Source organism: Salinicola sp. V024, from assembly GCF_052645315.1.
The window spans coordinates 22,362-43,643 of record NZ_JBQXYB010000019.1 but is presented as its reverse complement, the minus strand read 5'-3'; the positions used below and the strand labels follow the sequence as shown (position 1 = coordinate 43,643).

Sequence of the window (21,282 nt, the reverse complement as noted above, 5' to 3'; positions counted from 1 at the left end):
ATATACCGGGTCGGCGTGTTTCGACCAGCAGGGCGACGCCGTGGATGACGAATCGAAAGACGTATGCGGCAAACGCCTTTCCGACTGTCGCGTCCGCTTCGGTGCCAACAACCCGTTGCCGACCCGGGCGATGCCCGGGCTGGCCCGCTACAAACAGTGAGGTATCACCATGTCTCTCAAGAAAACCTGCCCGCATTGTGGTGCCGTGATCGGTGCGTTCGGTTCTGCGTTCCAGCGTCACCAGTTCGTCGAACATGCCGCGATCTACGATCCGTCGAGCGACACGGTGCTGGGTTGTAGCGGGCCCATCGACCGCGCCGTGGTCGGTGCCTCGATGATCGAAACATTGCAGATCAAAGCTGACCAGAAGATCGGTCAAGCCCGCAGTCAGGGGTGAGCTTATGTTCCCCGAACACATCGACCAGCTGCGCCGCGAGGCCATCGAGGCGCACCCCCATGAGGCGGTCTGGATCATCTACGCCGACGGCGAGTGCCGGCAGTACGCCAACGTGGCCAGCGACCCGGCGACGACCTTCCGCCTCGACAAACGCACGCTGGCGCGGGCGACGGCGCGGGGCATCGCCGCGATCGTGCATAGCCACCCGGACGGCCCGGACTGCCCCAGTGAAGCGGACATGCACGGCCAGCGTGATACCGGCTTGCCGTGGGGCATCGTCAGCACCAACGGGCAGGATGCAACGACGCCGTTCTACTGGGGTGGCGATACGCCCCGCGCGGATCTCGAGGATCGCCCGTTTCGCCATGGCGTGACGGATTGCTACAGCCTGATCCGCGATTGGTACGCCGCAGAGCTGACCGTCGAGCTGCCGGATTTCCCGCGGGATTGGGAATGGTGGTTCAGCGGCGGCGACCTCTACCGGCTCGGGCTCGAGCAGGCGGGGTTCCAGCGTGTCGAGCAGTCCGATGCCCAGCGCGGCGATATGTTCTTTTGCCAGATCCGAGCGAAGGTGCCGAACCACGCCGGCGTCTATCTCGGCGACGGCCTGGCGATGCACCACCTGACCGCGTCCAAGCCGTTCGATCCGACGCGGCTACCCAAGACCGAGCCCATCCACCGGTGGCGTGACTTTGTCACGGCATTCTACCGACACCGCAGCCAGATGGAGTAACGATGCGCGAGATCCACTTGCATGGCTCCCTGGGGGATCGCTTCGGCGGTCCCTTTTCGTTGGAGGTCCGCGACCCGGCCGAGGCAGTGCGAGCGCTTTCCTGTCAGATCGACGGCTTCAAGGACGCGCTCCTCGAGGGCCAATGGCAGGTGATTCGCGGCAGTCTCGACGGCGGCGCCGAGGATGACGCCGACACGTTGGAGCTGGCGCTGGGCGCCAAGCGTGAGCTTCATATCCTGCCCTCGATTGGCGGGGCCAAATCAGGCGCCGGCAAGGCGATCCTCGGCGTGGCGATGGTCGGTGCGGCATTCGCCACCGGCGGGCTGTCGTTGGCCGGTACGGCGGCGCTGGGGATCTCTTCCAGCACGCTGGCCATCGCTGGTGGGGCGCTGGCGCTCACCGGTGTCTCGACGATGCTGGCCTCTACCGCCCAGACGGGCAGCTACGAAAACAGCGCCAACGTCGACGAGCGGCCGTCGTTTCTGTTCGACGGCCCGGTCAACAACAGCGCTCAAGGGCTAGCCGTGCCCGTGATCTATGGCGAGATCAATACCGGCTCCATCGTCGCGAGTGCCGGCATGAGCGTCGAACAGTTACCCGCAGACGAGTAGACCATGGGCGCATACAACGATATTACCGGCCGCAAAGGTGGCAAGGGCGGCGGCGGTAGCGGCCGCGTCGCGCAGGAAGACCCCAATACGCTGCGCTCCAACTCCGTCGCACGCATCATCGACCTGCTGGGCGAAGGGCCGATAGAGGGGCTGGTCGACGGCGCCAAGTCGATCTTCTTCGACGAAACGCCTCTGCAGGCCGACGACGGTTCGTGGAACGTCAGCGGGGTCAACTACACCACCCGCGCCGGCCTGCCGGATCAGGACCACATCGCCGGGTTTCCGTCGGTCGAAAACGAGACCGAAGTCTCTGCCCCGGTGACTCACGCCACACCGTTGATCCGCACGATCAATGACGCCGATGTCGACGCGGTTCGCGTCACGCTGCAGATCCCGGCGCTGACCGAGCAGGACAAGGAAACGGGCGACCTGCACGGTTCCCGCGTCCAGATCGCCATCGACGTGCGCCCGAGCGGCGGAAGCTGGAGCCAGCGCAAGACCGACACGATCAAGGGCAAGACGACCAGCCCCTACCAGCGCGGCTATCGAATCGAACTCGAGGGCGCCGCGCCGTGGGATATCCGCGTGCGTCGCCTGTCGGCCGACAACGACGACGACTCGGCGATCCGTAACGAGACGTACTGGTCGAGCTTCACCGAGATCATCGACGGCAAATTCATTTATCCGGATTCCGCCCTGGTCGCGCTCGAGGTCGACGCGCAGCAGTTCGGCAACTCGATCCCATCGCGGGCGTACCACGTTCGCGGCCGGCTGGTCAGCGTGCCGGACAACTACGATCCGGAAACCCGCGCCTATACCGGGATCTGGTCCGGCGCCTTCAAGCAGGCGTGGACCGATAACCCGGCGTGGATTTACTACGACCTGGCCACCAACGTGCGCTTTGGCGCCGGGCTGACCAACGTCGACAAGTGGGCGCTGTACGAGATCGGCCGCTATTGCGACGCGTTGGTGCCCAACGGCTACGGCGACGACGAGCCCCGATTCACGATCAATACCGTGATCAGCTCACGCGAGGAAGCCTACAAGGTGCTGACCACCTTGGCGTCGGCGTTTCGCGGGATGATGTATTGGGGAACCGGCACGGTCACCGTGGTTCAGGACGCCCCCCAGGCGGGCTCCGGCGGTCGTATCTTTGGCCCTGCCGATACCGTCGATGGGCAGTTCAAGTATTCCGGTTCGTCGCTCAAGAGCCGCCACACCGTAGCGCTGGTGACCTGGAACGATCCGAGCGACAACTATCGCCAGTCGATCGAGGTCGTCGAAGACCCGGCGGGCATCAAACAGTACGGCTGGCGGCAGACCGACGTGACGGCGTTCGGCTGCACCTCTCGCGGGCAAGCGCGCCGCGTTGGCCTGTGGCTGCTCTACACAGAGCGGGAAGAGACCGAAACGGTCGAGTTCACCGTGGGTCTGGATCATGCCGATATCCGCCCCGGCGAGATCGTCAAGATCAACGACCCGCATAAAGCGGGCGCTCGGCTGGCGGGTCGCTTGCGCGTCGCCGGTACCGATAGCCTGACGCTCGACAAGCGGCCGGACGTGGCCAGTGGCACCGGGTGGCAGGTTGCCGTCCAGATGCCGAATGGCAGCGTCGAGACGCGAGACGTCGCTGGCTTCAGCGGCGATCAGATCGACCTGGCCACGCCACTCTCGACGACACCCACTGCACATGCGATGTGGATGCTGTCGAGCGCCGACATTCAGCCGCGCCGGTTCCGCGTGCTGGGCGTTGCCGAGGATACCGATACGCTCGAGTACACGGTAACGGGGCTCGAGCATAACCCGAACAAATTCGCGCTGATCGAGCAGGGGCTGGTGCTGCCGGAAGCGCCGACATCGCTGATCCCCACCGGGCGACTGACGCCGCCGCTGGATATCTCGGTCGAGAGCTTCACGTATCTGAGTGGGGGCGCTTCTCATCAAGGGCTGCTGATCTCCTGGGTCAAGAGCAGCGACCCGCGTACCCAGTATTACATCGTCAACATTCTGCCCCCGGGCGAACAGGCTTGGCAGGACGTGGGCGCGACCGACCAGACATCGATCGAGTATCGCAACGCGCCGAGCGGTGAGTACCAAGTGCGCGTGCGCGGGGTCGATGGTGCCGGGCGTTTGTCGGCCTGGTCCGTGCGCGTGACCACGATCAGCTCGTTGTTGCAGCCGTTGCCACCGGAGACGGTCGACGTCGAGACGGCCAACTACTCGGTAACGCTGATTCCGCGTAGCGATCGCCAAGGGCAGCTTTACGAATACCGGCGCGCTATGACGCCGCTCGAGGGCGATGGCGAGATTGAGACCAACGCCGTCGACCTTGGCCAGGCCACTCAGTTGGCGGACACCAACCTCAAGTCTGGCACCCAGTATTACTACTGGGTGCGCGGTGTGAACGCCTACGGCGTGTCGAGCTGGTATCCGGTGCAGGCCAAGACGCGGGAGGATTTCGCGCAGGAATGGGGATACGTCGACGAACAGCTCCGCCGCCCGGGCGGCCTGGTCGATCAGCTCGAAAACGGCATCAATGACAACGCCGAGCAGCTCGCGGTAGCGCGGCAGCAGTTCGATGATCGCGTCGATGACGCCAACTCACGCATCGACGAGGCGGACGCGCGGGCCGATGAGCTGTCAGCCCGTGCCGATGATGCTCTGGCAAACGCACAGTCCGCGCTTGATAACGCCACGGCGGCGCTCGATCAGGGGGCGCTCAACGGGCAGGACATCGAGAGCGTGCGCAGCAACCTCGATGCCGCGCAGTCGACCATCGACGCCCTGCGGCTGGACGTGAACGCGATCCAGACCGACGGCGCGACCATCGACTACGTCGAGCGGATCACGCAGCAGCTCGAGCAGATGTCCGCGCTGCGCTACACCGCGCTGCGGGCGATCTCGTCGGGCAACGCGGCGACGATCGATGTCGTGCAGAACGTCATGGCCACTGACAACGCGGCGATGACGCAGCGGATCGAGCAGCAGTCGAGCCGCATCGATGACGCCGAGGGGCGTATCACTGATGTCGACACGACATACGCCGATCAGTACGGCGCGCTGTCGAGTCGGATCGGCGAGCTGTCCGCGAAGATCGACTCGGCGCCGACGTTCGGCTCGGGCTTCGAGCCTGGCGCTGATCTCGAGCAGTGGAACGTGCCGAGCAGCAACACGCTCGCCGCGCAGACGACCGACGTCTATGCCGGCGTGCAGTCCGCGCTCGTGACGTCATCGCGCACCGCGCCGTCGGCGACGCAGGTGCCGAACGCGCAGATTCCAAGCGGGGCGACAGCGGCGTTCGCGGGTTATGAGGTCGTCGTGCGCATTGCCGCCCGCCGACCAGCCAGCGGCGCGTCGTCTGAGTTCGCCGTGCGCTACACCGGTGGTAGCCAGAACAGCGGCTGGCAGCGGTTCACGCCGACCGAGGTCTGGGCGCTCTACGAGTTTCGCTATGACGTTGCTGAGGGCGCCAGGTCGAACGACCGCATCGCGGTGTGGGCAGATACGTCCGGCGCCGGCGGCGGCGTGCTGATCGATGCGGTGAGCGTGCGCCGGGCCGACGCTGCGATCACCGAGATCACCGCGCTGATCGAACGTGAGCAGCAGGTGCGCGCCCAGGAGGACGAGGCCAACGCCAGCGACACGCGGACGCTGAAATCCTCATTCGAGGGCGCGCAGTCTCGCAACGAGCAACGATTCGAGACGCTGACGCGGGACGGCGAGGCGCTGGCCCAGCGTACGGGTGATCTTGAGTCGACGGTCGGCGATCACGCATCGCAGATCCAGACGCTTGAGCGGACGTCAGCCGGCCGCGACAACGCCGAGACGATCCGCTATCTCGCGCAGAGTGCGAAAACCGCGCTGGCCGCGACGTCGATCGAGGTGCTCGACATTCAGCGCATCAACGACCGCGAGGCACTGGCGCAGCGCATCGTGACCGTGAACGCCGAACTCGCGGGCAATATCGCGGGCTTGCGTGATCAGTACACCGCGCTGTCTACGCGCACGACAGCGATCGCCCAGCGTGTCGAGACGACCGAGTCGCAGATCGGTGAAAACGCGGCGGACATCACCGAGACGCGGACGACTATCGCGGACGGTGAGCGATTCCAGGCGATTGTCGCGCTGGCGCAGCGGGCGAAAACCGCGCTGGGTGCGGTGTCGATCGAGGTCGAGCAGCAAGTGCGCCAGACCGAGGACGAGTCGCTGGCGCAGATCACGACGAAACTGCGGGCAGATCTCAACAGCGCCTCGTCGTCGATCGATCAGCGGCTAACCGCGCTGGTCACCGGCCAGCAATCGCTCGCGCAGACCGTCACCGATATTCAGACGGACTACGGCGACGCGATCTCGTCGATTCAGAACTCGCTGACATCGCTGAGCGACGAGACTGGGTCCATCGCCCAGGATCTGCGTCAGATCGATACCCGGTTCGGTGATTCAACGGCCGCGCTCGAGTCCGACGTCCGGGCATTGAGCGATGCCGATCAGTCGCTGGGCGAGCGTATCGATAGCACGCGGACGGAATTCCGTGATCGCTCGTCGTCGATCGAGTCGACCGTGTCGTCACTGTCGGACGATCAGCAGTCGATCGCCCAGCGGCAGGAACGATTCGAGGCCGAAGCCGGCGATCAGTTCGCCGCGGTCGAGGACAGCGTCAGCGCCCTCACAGGTCCGGCTGGGATCATTGCCAGCTCGATTCGGACGGTCAACGTCAACGGCAAGAAAGCGATGATCGGCATGACCGTCAACGGTGAAGTTGCCGAAATCGTGATGGCCGGTGACCGCATCGCGTACTACACCGGCAGCGGCGAGTTACGCCTCACTGCGCTGTTCGAAGACGGGCGAGCGGTGATTCGCAATGCCCGGATTCGTGATCTGACAGCTGACAACATAGACGTCAAGAGCCTTTCTGCAGCACTGGTTGACGCGGGAGAGATACGCGTCGGTTTCGATCAAGTCGACGGCTTGGGTAGCGTTGCAAAACAAAACTCGATTGAACTCGATGACCTCAACGGCGGCACACTCGAAAAAGGAAGGCTGAGCGACAGCGTCACACTCGACGGAGGCGACAAGGGCACCGTCGGCGAGCTGAGAGAGCGAGCGTTTGCGGGTCTGAAGGCCGGCGAAATTGTCGATATCTGGAAAATGGTCCAGGGCGGTAAGACCGTAATCAATCCAGAATATTTCGCTACCGATATCGCATTCATCAATCGCGGCATGGTGAAAAACGCGGTGATCGGCACGCTGCAGCTCGAAAACGAGGCTGTGTTCATCCCCCGCAAAACCTACGACCGCAGCGCCATCCGCCTCGGCAGCGACTGGCAGAACGTCCTGCAGCTCGATATCGATGACCTGGACTACGACACGGATTTCAGCATTACCGTTTCGTATCGCGTCGATACCAGCGGGTTCAGCGGCGCTTACCAAATGAACTGTTTCGTCGGCGGGGACAACCTGGCGCGCATCACGAACGGGCGTAGCTGGGAGTCCGGTCAGCGGTTCGAGTCGTTCAGCGTGGGCCGGCGCACGTTCGGCGGCGAGCGCCTGACGGTCGCGATGAAACGCGACAGCAACGTCAGCGGCGTCATCGAGATCAGCTATCGCGGCATCATCATCAACGGCGTGAAGTACACCTAAACCAACATCAACCCTATCGCCGCCCATCGAGGCGGCTTTTTCATTCCTGGAGATAATGAAATGGCAGATACGCCGACAAACACGAATCAGCTCAACGCGTTCATCGACGCGCTAATTGCACGAATGACGGATGTCGAGAAAGCCCAGCTGGGGATGATCGATGCTGGCAACTCCGGCGAGCTGGGATCGCTGGCGCTGTTCAACCGGTTGTCGGATGCGCCGATCGGCGATGCAGCGGCTGTGCGTGCAGCAATTAAAGCTTTGACTGCGGGAGACTTTGGTCTCGGGTCTACCAATGCCCCAAGCGTTAATGACCCAGATCAAATCACTAATACTGGTTTCTTTACGGGTTCTGGAAGCAGTGCCACCGAGCTCCCCGCAGACTTCAGATTTTCCACCATTCTAGCTTGTCTCAGAGGTGAGAATGTGAATCTAATTTATATTGCCCCAAAGGGATCTGGCAGTAGTGAGCCAGTTGCTGGGATACAAGCATATTATGATGGTTCTTTTGGCCCATGTAGAAATCTTCTAACAAACGGCAATACAACGACGGACTCAAACGGCTTCATCAAAGCCGCGTCGCCGATCTTTAGGCTAGCCAACCATGCTGAATACGCCAGTGGCGATGGCTTCACGTTAGACGGCTGTGGCGCATACAACGGCGAGGCCGAGGGCGTGACGGCGACTCACGATGAGACTGGCGTCTATACCGTCTCGGGCTCGCTGGGATTCGCGGGTGATGGCTGGACGATCGAGATACCCCAGGATGTGAACGGCAACCGCCTGTGCTTCGTCGAAACCGAAACGGCCAACGACGGCACGATCACCGTTCGCACGTTCGGCCGTCGGTTCGACTACGAGACCGCGATGATCGTTGCCGGTGATCCGATCGACATTCCTGACGGCCGCTGGATCGATCTGCGCCTGGCCATGCCGGAGCCCGAGCAGCCGGAAGACGACGATGCAGCCGAACAGGAGCCCACCGAATGAGCCAGTTTCCGGAGATCGACAAGCTGAACGATGCAGCCCGCGCCGCGCGCGACAAATGCGAAGCGAAGCTGCGCGAAACCCTGCCGCCCGGCAGGCGGGTCGATATCAAAGCCGGCCCGGAATGGATCGGGCCCTATGAAGTGCAGGAGTACCAGCGCTTCAGCTTCGGCCAAATCGCGCTGAAGAACATCGAGACCGGCGTCGAGCGCAGGGTGGGATATGGGCAGGTGAGGGTGGCGAAGGAGTAGAGAGGAGCGGCCGCCCCGGGTGTTTGCCGCACCCGGGGCGGCCCCGAACATGCAGTCCATGCCTGCAAGCCGGCCAGGGCTCCCCGCCTCGCGCGAGGCGATGCGAGTCTAGGCCAACGGTCCACGCGACAACAGGCTTGACATGGCAATCAATGAAATTCGATGCGGGCGCTGTGACCGCATGCTGGCTCGCGCCGGCGAATTCCAGCTACTCGAAATCAAATGTCCGCGCTGCGGGCATCTACACACTCAGAGGGCCACGAGCCCCGGACCCCGGAGAAACCCTCGTGGCCAAACCTATCATCCCGTGGATGGGCGGCAAGCGCCGTCTCGCTAAGCGCATCGCTCGGCTCATGCCTCCCCACCGCTGTTACGTCGAACCGTTCGCCGGCGGCGCCGCGCTGTTCTTCATGCGTGACGAGCCGGCGCCGGTCGAGGTCATCAACGACGTCAACGGCGACCTGGTCAATCTCTATCGTGTCGTGCAGAACCATCTCGAGGAGTTCGTGCGCCAGTTCAAGTGGGCGCTGACCTCCCGGCAGATCTTCGAATGGCAGAAAACGACGCGCCCGGAGACGCTGACGGACATTCAGCGCGCGGCCCGGTTCTATTATCTGCAGCGGCTAACGTTCGGCGCCAAGCCGGGCGGCTACACGTTCGGCACGAAGACGACTAGCGGCCCCGGGCTAAACCTGCTGCGGCTCGAGGAAACGCTGTCAGAGGCGCATCTGCGGCTTTCTCAGACGTTCATCGAGCATCTGACCTGGCAAGCCTGCGTCGAGCGCTACGATCGCCCCCACACGCTGTTCTACATGGACCCGCCCTACCTCGACACCGCGGGCTATGGCGTCGAGTTCGGCATTGAGCAGTACGAGCAGCTGGCGGAGACGATCGGGCGGATCAAAGGCCGGGCAATCGTCAGCCTCAATGACCACCCGGAGGTGCGGCGGATCTTCGCCGGCTATCACATCGAGTCGGCTGATATCCGCTACACCGTCGGTGGTGGCGCCAGCGGCGGCAAAGCGGCGCGGGAAGTGCTGATATGCAACTGGGCGGTAGACGCCTAGCTTTCACGGGCCGGTCGCTTGACCGGCCCTGTCTCGGGCTTACCCGGCTCGGCCGGGCGCCAGACCTGCATCGCGTGGGGCTCGTTACACAGCAGCACGGTTTCATGCGTGAAGGCGCCCCAATTCAGCGTCTGTGGTGACCGGCTTAGTACGCAGCGGCCCGAGTAAATATCTCCCCGATAAAGCGCGTGATATTCAATCATGCGCTCGCACGGCGGCCCCAGGTGGTCCCGCATCCTCCATCCTTTGGCGAGTAACCCGTCTCGCCATGTCCATACGTAGTTCGGCAGATCCCCCATATTTTTCTCCTTTCTGCGCTATTCGCGCCCAAAAAGGGCAGCAAGCCGACATTGGCGGGCTTGTGGCCATGAGATCCTGAGGCATGTCGCACACGCGACATGGCCGGCAGCGTGGCGGGCTGACAGTCTGTGACGGTCAGGATTCACGGTCGTCTACTGAGTGCCGTGTGCGATATCTCGTATAAGCGGGCGGTGTCAGTAGCCATAAAATACTGTTTAAATGTACAGTAAAACAGGCCGATAACAATCGGCTCTCTCACCCCGTGAGGGGCCATCACCAGAGACAGGAGGTAGTACGTATGGGTGGTACATCAGGGCGTTACGGCAGCAATCCTTTAGTGCGGGATGATTCGCGTGATACTCTCGCGGAGATTCGACACCAGATCGCCTACCTGGAATTGAGCCAAGACCGTGAGCACCCCGGTTACTCCCACGGGCTGAAAATGGTCGACGAGGCTATCCCCTGTTTGGTCCAGCAAGTCGCCGATGAAATGGGTGTCGAACAAAAAATCCTGTCACAAAACGTGTCAAAGTGACTTTTGTGGTGTTAGACTGAGGCCAGACGCAAACGCGGAAAGAGATAGAAAAGGCAGGTATTTCAATAATTTAGGCTGCACAAAAAGAAAACGCCGCCCGGCAAGGCAGCGTTTTCGGATGTTCTTCGCAGCGGACACACTGGAGAGAACCGACGCCCCCAGTGTATCCGCTGCCAGAACGATGGGCAAGCCTTGGCCAAAATTGGAGCCAAGCGGATCATGGGGTCAGCAGGACACATGCCGCATTTTGCCCTCAGATGGGGTAAATCGGCGTACCCGCACCCGGGTAAATTCTGGGGAACGGGCAATCGATGCGGGCACGACCCGCAAAAGGGCGAGTTCGAACGCTTCAACAAGCCGACGACGCAGCGCGAGCTGCCGAAGGCGCAACAGAAGCTGCTCGAGCTGGTCCAGCGCTATTACGAGTCGCCGGCCATGCTGCCGACGCTCTCGAATCTTAATGGGCGCAAAAACCTCGACGGCAATCCTCGCAGCAACCGCAGTGAAGCCCGGGCGGCGGAAAGCCTGGTGCTATCCGCGATCATTCAGCATCTCGATTTTGCCTCGCTGCGCGTGGGCACGCCCAAGGCCGATGGCACTTTCACCCCGCGCTCCTGCGGCGAGCTGGCCAGAGTTGCTGGCTTGCTCGCGCCCGGCTGCGACCCGAGCTACCCGCAGCCATCCGAGCGGTTTAATCGCGCATGGCGCCGGCTCAAACTGGCTGGCGCGTTCACGGTCCATCAGATCGCCGTGAAACGCCCGGACGGCAGCACGCGTGCCCGGCCCGCGATCAAGCACATCAATCAGGATTTCCTCGTCGCGCTGGGCATCGGTTACGGAAAGCTGAAAGAGCTGCGCGACTGGGCTAGCCGCTCATTCAGGCGTGCGAAAAAGCGTTTCGAAGAGCAGTTCCCCGGCGAGGGCGACGCGAAGAAAGCCAGGGCCAACCTGGTTACCGGCAAGATCGCCGGCGGCGGTGGTCGGTCATACATGCCGAAGGATCGACGCGGCCCCCGCGACACGCCGGACGTGAACCCGGATAAACAGCGTCAGCGGGAATACTCGCAAGAGGTGTTGCGCTGGACCGCCGAAGTCGCGGCGAACAACCCCAACGCTTCGCCGCGTGAGGTTCGAGAGCTGGTCAACAAGAAGTATCCGCCGTACCAGGTCTGGCTCGCCCAGCAGAACGAGTAGCACCACTCCCTGCCCCGCCTTCCTGACCCGGCCCCGCCGGGCATAGCCCGTTCCCTAGCGCCCATATTTCAGCGCCGACACTCCCCGATCGGCTGCTTTTGCCTCCCTCCGCGTGCCATTTCCTCCTCGAATCCCGTCGCCCAGTATCGATGGTGGGAGACCAACAAAATTAAGTGATTTGGTAATGATATTAAGTCTGGCCGTTTAGAAATTACCTGCCTATCGTTAATACGTAGTTCCTTATGAAAAACCGTAGTTAGGTCTACCACCCAGTGCCTGGGTGTTATCCCCAAGGCATTTAAAATGCCTCGACAAGTCGAGATCCTGCCGCCGGTGCTTACGCACCGTTGTCCCAAAGGGGCTACGCCCCTCTGGACACCCCTAGTGCTGCAATGAAGAAGTCCGAGATTTGCCAGTTGTCCAGCGCCTACGGCGCGTTACGGCGCGATAGAATGGGTAACCGTGCCCAATGGCCGGTGGGCGCCTTTCATGGCGCTACGCGCCATCACTGCAACCCCGTACAATATGGCCATGATCGATACCAGCCGACACTTTGCCGCCGAAGCCTGCCCCTTATGCCATGGCCAGGGCACACTGGCGGGAGTATTCCATCGCCTGCATTGCGAACATTGCGCCGGCGTTGGCTATCTGCAGGTGGCCACCGGCCAGCCGGTGGATCTGCGTGCCGCGAAGTTGCTTCGTCGGCCGGCGCGATCCGGGCCCGCTGGCTACGTCGAAACGACGCCGGACACCTGGCAGCTGGTGAATCACTTCCGCGGCGATTGATTGCGTGACATATTCACGTTTACCGGCGAAAATGGTGTGACATTGTCACGGAGATTACGGCATGCCCCGCGAACGCTATTCGAGTATCGCCCCGGAGGAAGTCGAGATGTGGCTGGGCGCGTTGATCGGTGCGGCGATAGATCCCACCAATCACACGCTGAACCTGGGCCGGAGTGCTGAGCTGCTGAATCAACGGATGCGGGAAAGCGGCATTGAGTTCACGCCGAAGCGTGGGCGTGATGGGATCTCGCAGCTGCTGGCGCTTGCCGGCGACTTCGTGAACTATCCGGATGACCACACGGCGGCCAGGCGCGCCGAGCTGCTGGCGGAATGGTGCAAGCTGTGGCTGCAGCCAGACGACTGGACGCGGATCAGCGCGAAGATTCGCAAGCGGCGACAGCGGGCCGCGCCGTAACGCTATAACGATTTAACGCTATAACGCACAATATAGCGATATTTGGCTATGGCCCGTCGCGCTTCACGTCTTTGACGGTGCTGGTACTGCAGCCGATGAAGTTGGCCACGTCTCGGATCGAGTAGCTCCGGCCGTCTGCGTGCGTGGATTGCAGCAACGCGGCGATGCGTCGGCGCTTCGGCATGTCCTTTTGCCTGCCCTGGTACTTCCCTTCCCCTTTGGCCTTTTCGATTCCTTGCCGCTGGCGGTATCGCCTGTCCTCGTAATCCTTCCTGGCCACGGCGGCGAGTGTGTCCAGCATCATGCCGTTGACGGCATCCAGCACGCGGGCGGTGAAGTCATCGGCCGCCGTCGGCGATAACGCCAGGTGGCTCGTCGGAAGATCCAGCGCGACGACACGCAGACTCTTGGCGTCGAGCTGTGCGCGCAGTTCGCGCCAATCGTCGCGATCGAGACGGGATAGCCGGTCGATGGCTTCGACCAGGATGACGTCGCCGGCGTGGGCGTCCTCGAGTAGCCGCCGAAGCTCGCCGCGGTTTGCCGATGCACCCGAGGCATTCTCGACGTACCAGCTGGCGATCGGGGCACAGTGCTGGCCAGCGAAGTCAACGAGCTGCTGGCGGGCTCTCTGGGCGTCCTGCTCGGCGGTACTGCCACGGAGGTAGGCTCGAACGAACATCGCGACACCTGGGGCGTTATGGGTAGGGTGCTATGGTGTGGGGCGATTAGGATGGGCGCAAGAGTGAAAATCGGTCTCGGCAATGTCGTCGAGATCTGGGGCGGTTAGGGAGTACTCTAAAAACCTTACGGGCTATTTGACCTGCGACACGTTACGCATTACACTAGGTGTGTCGATCAACAACAAGGAGGCAAAGCAATGCGATGATTAAGCGGATCAAACACAAGGGGCTGAAAAGGCTCCATACGAAAGGCGAACAGCAAGGAGTACAACCGAACCACATAGAAGATCTGGAAGACATACTGGCAGCCTTGGACGCAGCGGTTAAACCAAGCGACATGAACCTGCCGGGGTTTGACTTCCACGAGCTGAAGGGAAATCGAAAAGACACCTACTCGGTACACGTCAACGGTAACTGGGTTGTGACGTTCACTTTCGATGGAGCGGACGCGGATCAGGTGGATTACGAGGACTATCACTAAGCCGGCGCCCCTTGGTATCCGTTGATGGGCGGATACCAAGGCCCACCGAAGTGATCATGGATAGACCGTTGTAAAGATAGACAGGCAGACAGACTAGTCTGATAGCTAGACTAACCAAGAGACGAGAGACAATTGATATGACCATGAAGAACCCGCCGCACCCTGGCCGCCTCCTGCGCCGCCGTGTTGTGCCAGCGCTGGGGCTTTCTGTCACCGAATTTTCCGAAAAACTGGGCATGTCCAGAAACGCGGTATCCCGCGTGCTGCACGAGCATGCGAGCATTTCTTCCGACCTGGCCGTGCGTCTCGAGCATGGTGGCATTGGTAACGCCCATCATTGGCTTACCATGCAGGCGAACTACGACCTTTCCCAAGCGGAGAGCCGCAATCAGAACCATATCCCTAGATTCGCGGCCGTGTAATGGTGTGGTAGGCATTCAGCCTCAATAAAGAAAGCCCGGCGACTCCATCCCGCCGGGCTTTTTGCATACTAAAGCCCGCCACGACCCTAGGCCGCGCCGGGCTTGCTACTACTTGACGAGGATCATCACCAGTATCTTGATGATGTCCACGACAAGGGTGGCGATACGAATGAATTTATCCATATCGTTTCCTCTATCGAGGATCGCCCGCTTGCAGTTGTCTGCCTTACACGCTTGCGGCGGCCGTTAAGCAGGTCTTGGACGCGATCGATTGCGGTTCTTCGCCTTTCAGGCAGCCGGTTCCCTGTCCGGGGCAAAGTCCAAAACTGTTCAGATGCGTTACCGATCGCGGCCAGCTCAACGACTCCAAGGCTTACATTCAAAAATCTGCGCGTAAAAGGCATAAAGAATTCGCGGTGCCAGTTACAAATAGATTCAACTAAAAGTTGAAAAACGCCATTTTCGAGCGTAAATTGGACTTCAGCCGTTAAGCAGGTCTTTGACCGCAGCAATCGTGTTCGAGCACGATTGCACATCTCGCCGCCCACCCAGGGCGGCGTTTTGTTTACTGGGAAAAACATTCTACCACACTCTGTTTTTTACCCTTCCGTATCGCCTTATACCGTTACCGATGCTGCTCGCTTACCACCCAGGTCATCTAACCTGACTGATTCCGCCGGCGAAAACGAAAACGGGCCGCGTGTGCGGCCCGTGGCGGTCATGGCTTGCGCTACCTGGCGCGGAATATCGGATCGAGCGCGGCGCGCGTGAGCGGGCAGCAACGCTCGAGTAGCGCCTGCAGCTGATCATCGGCAGCTGGAGGATCTGCGTTATCGGGGTGCGTGCGATGATGCTATAGTCGGTATCTGACATGATGCTTTCCAATCCCATGGTGGTTTTGTGTCGCGGCCGTCGGGTGGTGAGAGACCCGACGGCCACTTCGTTTCTGCCCTGCTTCCCTACTCTTGCGCGACGTAGACCGTCAGGCCTAGCACCGGGTCGACCTCGATCCCCAGCCGCTCTTCTCTTGCGAGATCCAGCCACGCGAACGCGATCTGTTCGCCGCTCAGCGTCTGGTACTCGTCGCCGGCCTGTCGCCGTCGATTCTCGATGGCCTCCATCCACTGGCCGCGATTGGCGATGCCGTTGAACGACTGCACCAGCTGGTCGACGGCGACGCGGTAGTCGATCGACTCCATCAGCCGCCCTTCTCTCTCAGGCTCTTGTCGACGGCTTCCATCATGAAGTCGACCATGTCGATGTTGTGCTCGACGCAGAACACCTTCAGGCGGCGTTTCCACTCCGGCGGGACGCGGGTGTTGAACGTGGTTTTCTCGCCGTCTGCCGGCTGGCTGGTGTTGCTGGCCACGGCCGGGGTGTCGTTCAGCGTCGGCGGTGCGCCCTTCCCTCTTGCGGGCTTTTTGCTCGGTCCTGCCATTGGTCTATCTCCTATGCGGTATTGCGTCACAGCGTTCTATGACGATTGCGTTATAGCGTTACGCCGTGAGCTTTTCGAATCGGTCGATGATTGCCTGGATGACCTGGTCGGCTTTCGCACGCGGCCCGGCGTGCTGGGATTCGGTGATCGACTGGCCAATGTCCTGCGCCTGCCGTAACGATGTCTTCTCGGGGATCTGTCCGTCGAGTATCAGGTATGGCGTCTCGCCGAGATAGGCGCGAACGTCGCGCAGCTCGGCCTGGCTGTCGCCGCACTTTGATAGCGCGATGGCGATTTTCTCGAGCGGAATGCCGTGCTTCTGGACGAGTGTCGCGGCGAGGATCACGGCCGGCTCGAGATCGTCCAGCGCCAGGCTAGTGGGTATAACGACCAGATCCGCCGCCTGGGCGATCTCGACGGTTGCTTCGCTGGCGTGTGGCGCTGCATCGAACACCAGCAGGTCGTATTGGTCGGCGACCTTGAGCGCCCGGGATACGCTGCCGAACGATTCGACCGCGACATCTGGCTTGATGCCGTTATCCAGGCGGCGCTTTAGCCAGCCGACTGTCGACGACTGCTTCGTGTCCATGTCCGCGATCTTGACGTTCCAGTCATGCGCGGCGAATGACGTCGCGATCGCGCGGGCGATGGTGCTTTTACCTGGTCCGCCTTTCTGGCTGACGACGCCGATGATGTTTCCCATGGTGGCTTTCCTGTCGTGAGAGATTGAAAGCGTTACATAACGCCAGCGTTACAGCGTTACAAGTACAAATTGAGTCTATGCCTAGAGGGGCGGGGATTCAAGTGGTAAAGCGTCAAATAACGCAAGCGTTACAGCGTTACGAATTCGAGGGCATGGCCATCCGTGGCCAGGGTAGGGCGGTCAGTCGTTGGCGGCAGGTGATGAAAGCTCGGCACAGTGGGACGATAGCTGGCGGACGTGGTCGGCCATCATCGCGGAGAGCAGAGCAATGTGCTGGAGCTGGTCGTAGCTGGCCTCGCCGTTCTCGACTGCACGTTGTGCGAGCGCGTCGACGCCGTTGGCCATGGCGAGCGCCTGCTGGCTCTGCAGGTGAATCCGCTGGCGGGTGCGTAACGATATCGGTGATTGAGGTAGCGGGGTGAGCGTGGAGGTCGTGGGCATGATGGGCGTTCCTGGTTGCGATGAGCGATCCGCTGGCGCTTCCAAGCGCTGGAGGCGGATCGTGCGCAGGTTGGAAGACCGGGGCAACCAGAACCCGGCGCGCCGTGGCGCCCCACGCACGACCCGCCATAAACGGGCGTGCGCGGTCGGCGCCGCGCCCTGGGGCGTGCGCTGGCTGCTTTCAGGCTTCCAAACCTGGTCGACGATGAGCGACGACGAACGGACATTAGACCCGGGGCCGATGAGCGTCAATGCAACCGGCAGGGGGATCATCGGCGGGGGAGTGGGTCAATTCAGAGGATTGATCTAGGCTGGTGGTGCGGCTGGCGGGCCGCACTCACAGCAGTTCGATAAACGACGGGCGCCATTGCGGCGCCCGTATTCGTGACAATGTCCCGATTATTTCAGAATAGCCGCGCCCAGGTCTGGCAGGGGCCGTCCTCCGTATCGACGATGGCCAGCAAAAACCAGCCGTCTGCGTCGCTGGGCGGTTGCAGGGGCCATTCGTTGAGGTCGATCGGCTCGCTGGCTTCTAGCTGTGCGGAAAACCGGCTTTCTGGCTCGTCCTCAAGCGTGTGACATTCGACGATGAGGTTGTGGCTTTCGGACCAGGTGTCGAGTTCGTCGCAGGTGATGTTCTCGCGATCTCCGAACAGTGCATCCCATGCGGAATGGCTCCACATGCCGTCTCGATTCCGCTCGACGGTTTCGGGGGTGATGGTCATGGCTAGGACTCCTTGTCTTTGTCGTCGTCGATAAGCCAGTTTGCCGCCGGGATCAGGCGTCCGAGCTGGCGGGTTTTATCGTTGGTGTCCGGGGCGCTCCGCAGGCTGATCATTCTGTCGGTGACGACGGCCAGCAGCGTGAGCCGGACGCCGTCCGGCATTGCGTCTGCCGCCGGGCTGCCTTCCCGAGTTGGCCGACTTTCGATAGCAGCGGCCGCGCTGAAGGTGTGGTGAGTTTTTGCCTGGGCACGCCGAATCTGCTCTTCGCGGGAATTCATGCGGCACCTCCGTCTAGAGGTTCAACGATTGCACGCGATAGCTCGTTGGCAACTATGGTGGCGAGGTTCCCCGCCTTTTCCTGGGAGGTGACGCCCAGCGTTTGCCACTGGGTCCGCTCCCAGGCTTTTTCCGCAACTAGCCTTGCGCCTTTCGCCTGCATGGCGATATCGCGCTGGGCGAGGCTGGTTTCTGGGGCGTCTTCGCAGGCTTCTACCCAAAGCTCGGACTCCCGTGTAACCCCAAAGGCGCACATATCGGCGCAATTACCGATCTGCGTCAGCCGCTCCACATGCGCCGCCAACGCGTCGCGTGCTGCCGCGTTCTTCACTGCTGCGTCATATGCCGCCCGGGCAGCCTGTTCGGCGCTCTGGTAGGAAATGCGCCAAGCTTCGTAGGTCATGGTCATGCCTCAACCTCCCCAGCCCGCGCCGTCACCACCCGCCGCGTGCCGCTGTTGTCCATCGCGGAAACGACGCCGGCGCGCTCCAGATCCTCGATCAAGCGAGCGGCGCGGTTGTAGCCGATCTTAAAGCGCCGCTGCAGGGCGCTGATCGATGCGCGTTTCTCACTGAATACGAACGTCGCTGCGTCGGCTAGCAGGGCATCTTCGGCTTCGTTGACGGGCTGGCGGATCTTGATCGAGACACCTTCCTCGAGCGCGGCCGGCTCGGTGGCCACCGCTTCGCCGCCGAGGGCGTCGATCAGCTGCGCGATCACGTCGCGGAAGACGTCGGTCATGATGGCGAAGTCAGCGTCAACGCGTGCGGCCTCGCTTTCGGTCTCGACACTGGATGCCTGATCCAGTAATGCATCATCGAACGTCAGCGACTTGATCGCGAGATCGTCGGTCAGGACGAAGCGGGCGCGGCTTTCGTTGCCGATGCTCATCTGCGTGGCCTGACGGCCGTTTTCGACCAGCTTCTGGACCTCTTCGCTATCGAGATCCACCTGGCGGGCGCGGAAGACGCCGTCGTCCTCGGCGGCGCGCAGCTCGACGATGCCGCCCAGGGTGAGCCATTGCGGCCGCGTGCCAGCATCGGTCAGCCACTCGGTCATGGTCCGGGCTGGCGGCGTCTTGGTGGCCAGCGGCGTGACCTTGAGCGAGCCGAGCGTCTGGCGCAGCAGGTCCAGCACCTCTTCGGCACGCTTGCGGCTGGAGGCGTTGATCGCGATGGTGCCGCGCTGGGTATCCCACCACAGCTCGATGCGCTGGGTGCGGGTGAATGCCTGGGGCAGCAGCTCCTCGAGGACGGCTTCCTTGATCAGCTGCTTTTCGCGGCGGGAGACTGGCTGGCCTTCGGCCTGCTCGCGTGCGGCGCACCGATCGTCGACCTCGTCATTGATCACGGCGGCGGGCAGTAGGCGTTCCTGGCGCAACATGGCCAGCAGATAGTGGCCGTTGACCGCGTGGGCGCGGATCTCGCTGCTGCGGCCGGCGGGCGTCGTCCAGCCGACCCGGCGCGCTTCGCGTGGTGATACCGGGCGGAAGGCGAATTCGGCTAGCGCGGCTTCCAGTTCCTCGACCGCGACCGCCGCCTGGTGGACCTTGTAGAGAATGGCGTATTTGAAAAACATGGGATCTCCGGGCGTCAGGCGACGCGCATTTCAGGGGTGCCGGCGGTGACATACCCGACGTCGGCGGTTTTGTTGGTCAGCATGTCGATGAACCACGGCTGCCAGGCGGGAACGATGCGCCGCAGATCGATCTCGCCGGGGTGGGCGATGATGAAGTCGCGCAGCGCCTTGGTGGAGATGAATCGATGCGTGTTGGGCGTGCCGGCGTGCGTTGAACGCCGTGTCACTTTCAGCCGCCCGGCATCGATCCAGCGGTTGATGCGGTCCGATGTCATGCCGAGGGCTTCGCTCAGCTGGTGGGGCGTGTACAGGTTGCTGTCGGCGGTACTGTTGCCGAGCTGCTGCTGGCGCTGGGCGACGGCGGAAAGGGGATAGCAATAGCCAAGGGATTTAAGGCGCCGATAGATCACGTCAGGGCTGGTGCCATCCATCTGCTGGATCAGAGCGTCGACCTCTGGCGGCCATCGGCGGTATTTGGTGGTGGCCAGGCCGCGCTTGGCGGCGACGTGCTTCAGCCAGTAGTAATCGACGTGGTGTCGAGCGGCCAGCTTCTTGAGGTCAGGCCGTCCGGTGCGGTATTCCCGTTCCAGATCGCCGATCAGCGCCTTGGTCTCCTCGCCTCGGAGGAATGGCTTGCCGCGCTTCACGCCAAGGCGCGACGCCATGGCGCGGATCTGCTCGTCGGTGTGCGTCTCTTGAAGGTGCGGGCGTACCCCGCCGGCGCCGCCGGTGGGGTAGTGGTCCATGATTGCTTCTCGGTCTGGGTCGCTCCAGCGTGGGCCTGGCATATCACGCCTCCTTCCCGAAGATGCCGGCGGCGGCATAGACGAAGAGACAAGCGACGGTGACCCAGTAGATCGCCCGGCAGGCGAGCTGCAGCCGTGTTGGTTTGGGGTGGCGGATGCGGTTGTAGGACATCATCAGGCCTCCAGGTCGCTTTGCTGGATGACGTAGGGGCGGGAGTTTTCGACCGCGTAGAACGACGGCGGGCAATGTTCATCCGCCCAGGACTTCATGAACGATTCGAGCAGCCGCATCGCTTCGGGGCTCGGGTTTGGGTAGTCGTCGGCGAACTCTCCGACCTGGTCATAGGCTTGCTCTCCCATCCGTTCGATGACATCGGCGCTGTTGTCGATGTAGCCGCTGCCGGTGTGACGTACCGGATCGGCCCGATAGACCGTCGCGCCAGCTTCGATATCGTCGTTGTCGTCGACCAGTTCTTCGAGGCTGGTCCAGCGGTATTTCTCGTCGTTTAGGCTCCAGCACTCCGATAGCGTGTCAGGCGAGGGCTGATCGGATACGTGAGCCCGATCCAGTCGCTCGATCTCGGCGAGCAGCAGGGCGGTCGCTTTGACCAGGTTGCGGCGGGGCGACGTCGACGGCTTCCACCAAGCGGACCGGAATGGCCAGCCTTCTCCGGCACCGCGCGCGGCAATCGGGTCTAGGCCGCATACCTGGCGAACCGCAGCGAAGGCGTAACAGCCTGCTGCTGCAGCTAGTTCGCCGGCATCGTGGGTGTCGTCGTGTTCCGGCTTCCAGCCTTCGGAATCGATCTGTCGCTGACGTTCGTTGAAGGCGTCGAGTAGTGCTTTCATGGTGTCGGTTCTCCAGTGGTTATTCGC

At 62.1% G+C, this 21,282-nt stretch carries 27 protein-coding genes; 15 read left to right on the top strand and 12 right to left on the bottom strand.

From position 1 onward, the window contains the following. From ACUN9V_RS18890 to ACUN9V_RS18830, 13 genes are all read left to right on the top strand, one after another. The coding region (locus ACUN9V_RS18890; protein ID WP_445512515.1) for a hypothetical protein at nt 1–160 on the top strand (160 nt) is incomplete at its 5' end. A 9-nt stretch (nt 161–169) separates the two neighbouring features. Continuing rightward, nucleotides 170–397 (top strand): hypothetical protein, encoded by a 228-nt coding sequence (locus tag ACUN9V_RS18885; RefSeq protein ID WP_445512514.1) that lies wholly within the window; start codon nt 170–172, stop codon nt 395–397. A gap of 4 nt (nt 398–401) precedes the next feature. Continuing rightward, nucleotides 402–1,130 (top strand): NlpC/P60 family protein, encoded by a 729-nt coding sequence (locus ACUN9V_RS18880; RefSeq protein ID WP_445512513.1) that lies wholly within the window; start codon nt 402–404, stop codon nt 1,128–1,130. A gap of 2 nt (nt 1,131–1,132) precedes the next feature. Next, nucleotides 1,133–1,741 (top strand): hypothetical protein, encoded by a 609-nt coding sequence (locus ACUN9V_RS18875; protein ID WP_445512512.1) that lies wholly within the window; start codon nt 1,133–1,135, stop codon nt 1,739–1,741. A 3-nt stretch (nt 1,742–1,744) separates the two neighbouring features. Continuing rightward, on the top strand, nt 1,745–7,381 hold the full coding sequence (gpJ, locus tag ACUN9V_RS18870; protein WP_445512511.1) for a TipJ family phage tail tip protein: 5,637 nt from the start codon (nt 1,745–1,747) through the stop codon (nt 7,379–7,381). A gap of 60 nt (nt 7,382–7,441) precedes the next feature. After that, nucleotides 7,442–8,371, top strand: a complete 930-nt coding sequence (locus tag ACUN9V_RS18865; protein WP_445512510.1) for a phage tail fiber protein — start codon at nt 7,442–7,444, stop codon at nt 8,369–8,371. Further along, nucleotides 8,368–8,619, top strand: a complete 252-nt coding sequence (locus tag ACUN9V_RS18860) for a hypothetical protein (RefSeq protein WP_445512509.1) — start codon at nt 8,368–8,370, stop codon at nt 8,617–8,619. Before ACUN9V_RS18865 ends, ACUN9V_RS18860 begins: the two co-directional genes overlap by 4 nt. 142 nt (nt 8,620–8,761) lie before the next feature. After that, entirely contained in the window at nt 8,762–8,956 is a 195-nt protein-coding gene (locus ACUN9V_RS18855; protein ID WP_445512508.1) for a Com family DNA-binding transcriptional regulator, read from the top strand. Then, nucleotides 8,907–9,686 (top strand): DNA adenine methylase, encoded by a 780-nt coding sequence (locus ACUN9V_RS18850; RefSeq protein WP_445512507.1) that lies wholly within the window; start codon nt 8,907–8,909, stop codon nt 9,684–9,686. Before ACUN9V_RS18855 ends, ACUN9V_RS18850 begins: the two co-directional genes overlap by 50 nt. Before the next feature lie 598 nt (nt 9,687–10,284). After that, nucleotides 10,285–10,521: a hypothetical protein gene (locus tag ACUN9V_RS18845; RefSeq protein ID WP_445512506.1), complete on the top strand. Its 237-nt coding sequence runs from the start codon at nt 10,285–10,287 to the stop codon at nt 10,519–10,521. Nucleotides 10,522–10,758: 237 nt separating this feature from the next. Next, nucleotides 10,759–11,715, top strand: a complete 957-nt coding sequence (locus ACUN9V_RS18840) for a hypothetical protein (protein ID WP_445512505.1) — start codon at nt 10,759–10,761, stop codon at nt 11,713–11,715. 489 nt (nt 11,716–12,204) lie between these two features. After that, nucleotides 12,205–12,501, top strand: a complete 297-nt coding sequence (locus tag ACUN9V_RS18835) for a hypothetical protein (RefSeq protein ID WP_445512504.1) — start codon at nt 12,205–12,207, stop codon at nt 12,499–12,501. A 61-nt stretch (nt 12,502–12,562) separates the two neighbouring features. Beyond that, nucleotides 12,563–12,916: a hypothetical protein gene (locus tag ACUN9V_RS18830; protein WP_445512503.1), complete on the top strand. Its 354-nt coding sequence runs from the start codon at nt 12,563–12,565 to the stop codon at nt 12,914–12,916. A 46-nt stretch (nt 12,917–12,962) separates the two neighbouring features. Here the strand turns inward: ACUN9V_RS18830 and ACUN9V_RS18825 are convergent, their stop codons facing one another. Beyond that, nucleotides 12,963–13,595 (bottom strand): recombinase family protein, encoded by a 633-nt coding sequence (locus ACUN9V_RS18825; RefSeq protein ID WP_445512502.1) that lies wholly within the window; start codon nt 13,593–13,595, stop codon nt 12,963–12,965. A gap of 203 nt (nt 13,596–13,798) precedes the next feature. Here ACUN9V_RS18825 and ACUN9V_RS18820 point away from each other — a divergent pair, with 203 nt between their 5' ends. Beyond that, complete coding sequence (locus ACUN9V_RS18820; RefSeq protein ID WP_445512501.1) at nt 13,799–14,077, top strand: type II toxin-antitoxin system RelE/ParE family toxin; 279 nt, start codon at nt 13,799–13,801, stop codon at nt 14,075–14,077. Nucleotides 14,078–14,214: 137 nt separating this feature from the next. Next, complete coding sequence (locus tag ACUN9V_RS18815) at nt 14,215–14,499, top strand: HigA family addiction module antitoxin (protein WP_445512500.1); 285 nt, start codon at nt 14,215–14,217, stop codon at nt 14,497–14,499. A 959-nt stretch (nt 14,500–15,458) separates the two neighbouring features. Here ACUN9V_RS18815 and ACUN9V_RS18810 read toward each other — a convergent pair. From ACUN9V_RS18810 to ACUN9V_RS18760, 11 genes are all read right to left on the bottom strand, one after another. Further along, entirely contained in the window at nt 15,459–15,698 is a 240-nt protein-coding gene (locus ACUN9V_RS18810) for a hypothetical protein (protein WP_445512499.1), read from the bottom strand. After that, on the bottom strand, nt 15,698–15,937 hold the full coding sequence (locus ACUN9V_RS18805) for a hypothetical protein (RefSeq protein ID WP_110644107.1): 240 nt from the start codon (nt 15,935–15,937) through the stop codon (nt 15,698–15,700). The genes ACUN9V_RS18810 and ACUN9V_RS18805 overlap by 1 nt, the downstream gene beginning before the upstream one ends. Nucleotides 15,938–15,995: 58 nt before the next feature. After that, a complete protein-coding gene (locus tag ACUN9V_RS18800) occupies nt 15,996–16,640 on the bottom strand; it encodes a ParA family protein (protein WP_110644106.1) in 645 nt (214 codons plus the stop codon). 180 nt (nt 16,641–16,820) lie between these two features. Further along, nucleotides 16,821–17,081 carry a hypothetical protein gene (locus ACUN9V_RS18795; RefSeq protein ID WP_445512498.1) on the bottom strand — a complete coding sequence of 87 codons (261 nt, stop codon included), beginning with the start codon at nt 17,079–17,081 and terminating at the stop codon, nt 16,821–16,823. 404 nt (nt 17,082–17,485) lie between these two features. Continuing rightward, nucleotides 17,486–17,806 (bottom strand): hypothetical protein, encoded by a 321-nt coding sequence (locus tag ACUN9V_RS18790; RefSeq protein WP_445512497.1) that lies wholly within the window; start codon nt 17,804–17,806, stop codon nt 17,486–17,488. 2 nt (nt 17,807–17,808) lie between these two features. Beyond that, a complete protein-coding gene (locus ACUN9V_RS18785; RefSeq protein ID WP_445512496.1) occupies nt 17,809–18,084 on the bottom strand; it encodes a hypothetical protein in 276 nt (91 codons plus the stop codon). Then, nucleotides 18,081–18,491: a hypothetical protein gene (locus tag ACUN9V_RS18780; protein WP_445512495.1), complete on the bottom strand. Its 411-nt coding sequence runs from the start codon at nt 18,489–18,491 to the stop codon at nt 18,081–18,083. Before ACUN9V_RS18780 ends, ACUN9V_RS18785 begins: the two co-directional genes overlap by 4 nt. Continuing rightward, the gene (gene rdgC, locus ACUN9V_RS18775) at nt 18,488–19,660 is read right to left on the bottom strand and encodes a recombination-associated protein RdgC (RefSeq protein ID WP_445512494.1); all 1,173 of its coding nucleotides are present in this window, start codon (nt 19,658–19,660) and stop codon (nt 18,488–18,490) included. Before rdgC ends, ACUN9V_RS18780 begins: the two co-directional genes overlap by 4 nt. 14 nt (nt 19,661–19,674) lie before the next feature. After that, complete coding sequence (locus ACUN9V_RS18770) at nt 19,675–20,406, bottom strand: hypothetical protein (RefSeq protein WP_445512493.1); 732 nt, start codon at nt 20,404–20,406, stop codon at nt 19,675–19,677. Between the two features lie 43 nt (nt 20,407–20,449). Beyond that, complete coding sequence (locus ACUN9V_RS18765) at nt 20,450–20,581, bottom strand: hypothetical protein (RefSeq protein ID WP_445512492.1); 132 nt, start codon at nt 20,579–20,581, stop codon at nt 20,450–20,452. Beyond that, on the bottom strand, nt 20,581–21,255 hold the full coding sequence (locus ACUN9V_RS18760; RefSeq protein WP_445512491.1) for a hypothetical protein: 675 nt from the start codon (nt 21,253–21,255) through the stop codon (nt 20,581–20,583). Before ACUN9V_RS18760 ends, ACUN9V_RS18765 begins: the two co-directional genes overlap by 1 nt. Nucleotides 21,256–21,282 lie beyond the last annotated feature (27 nt).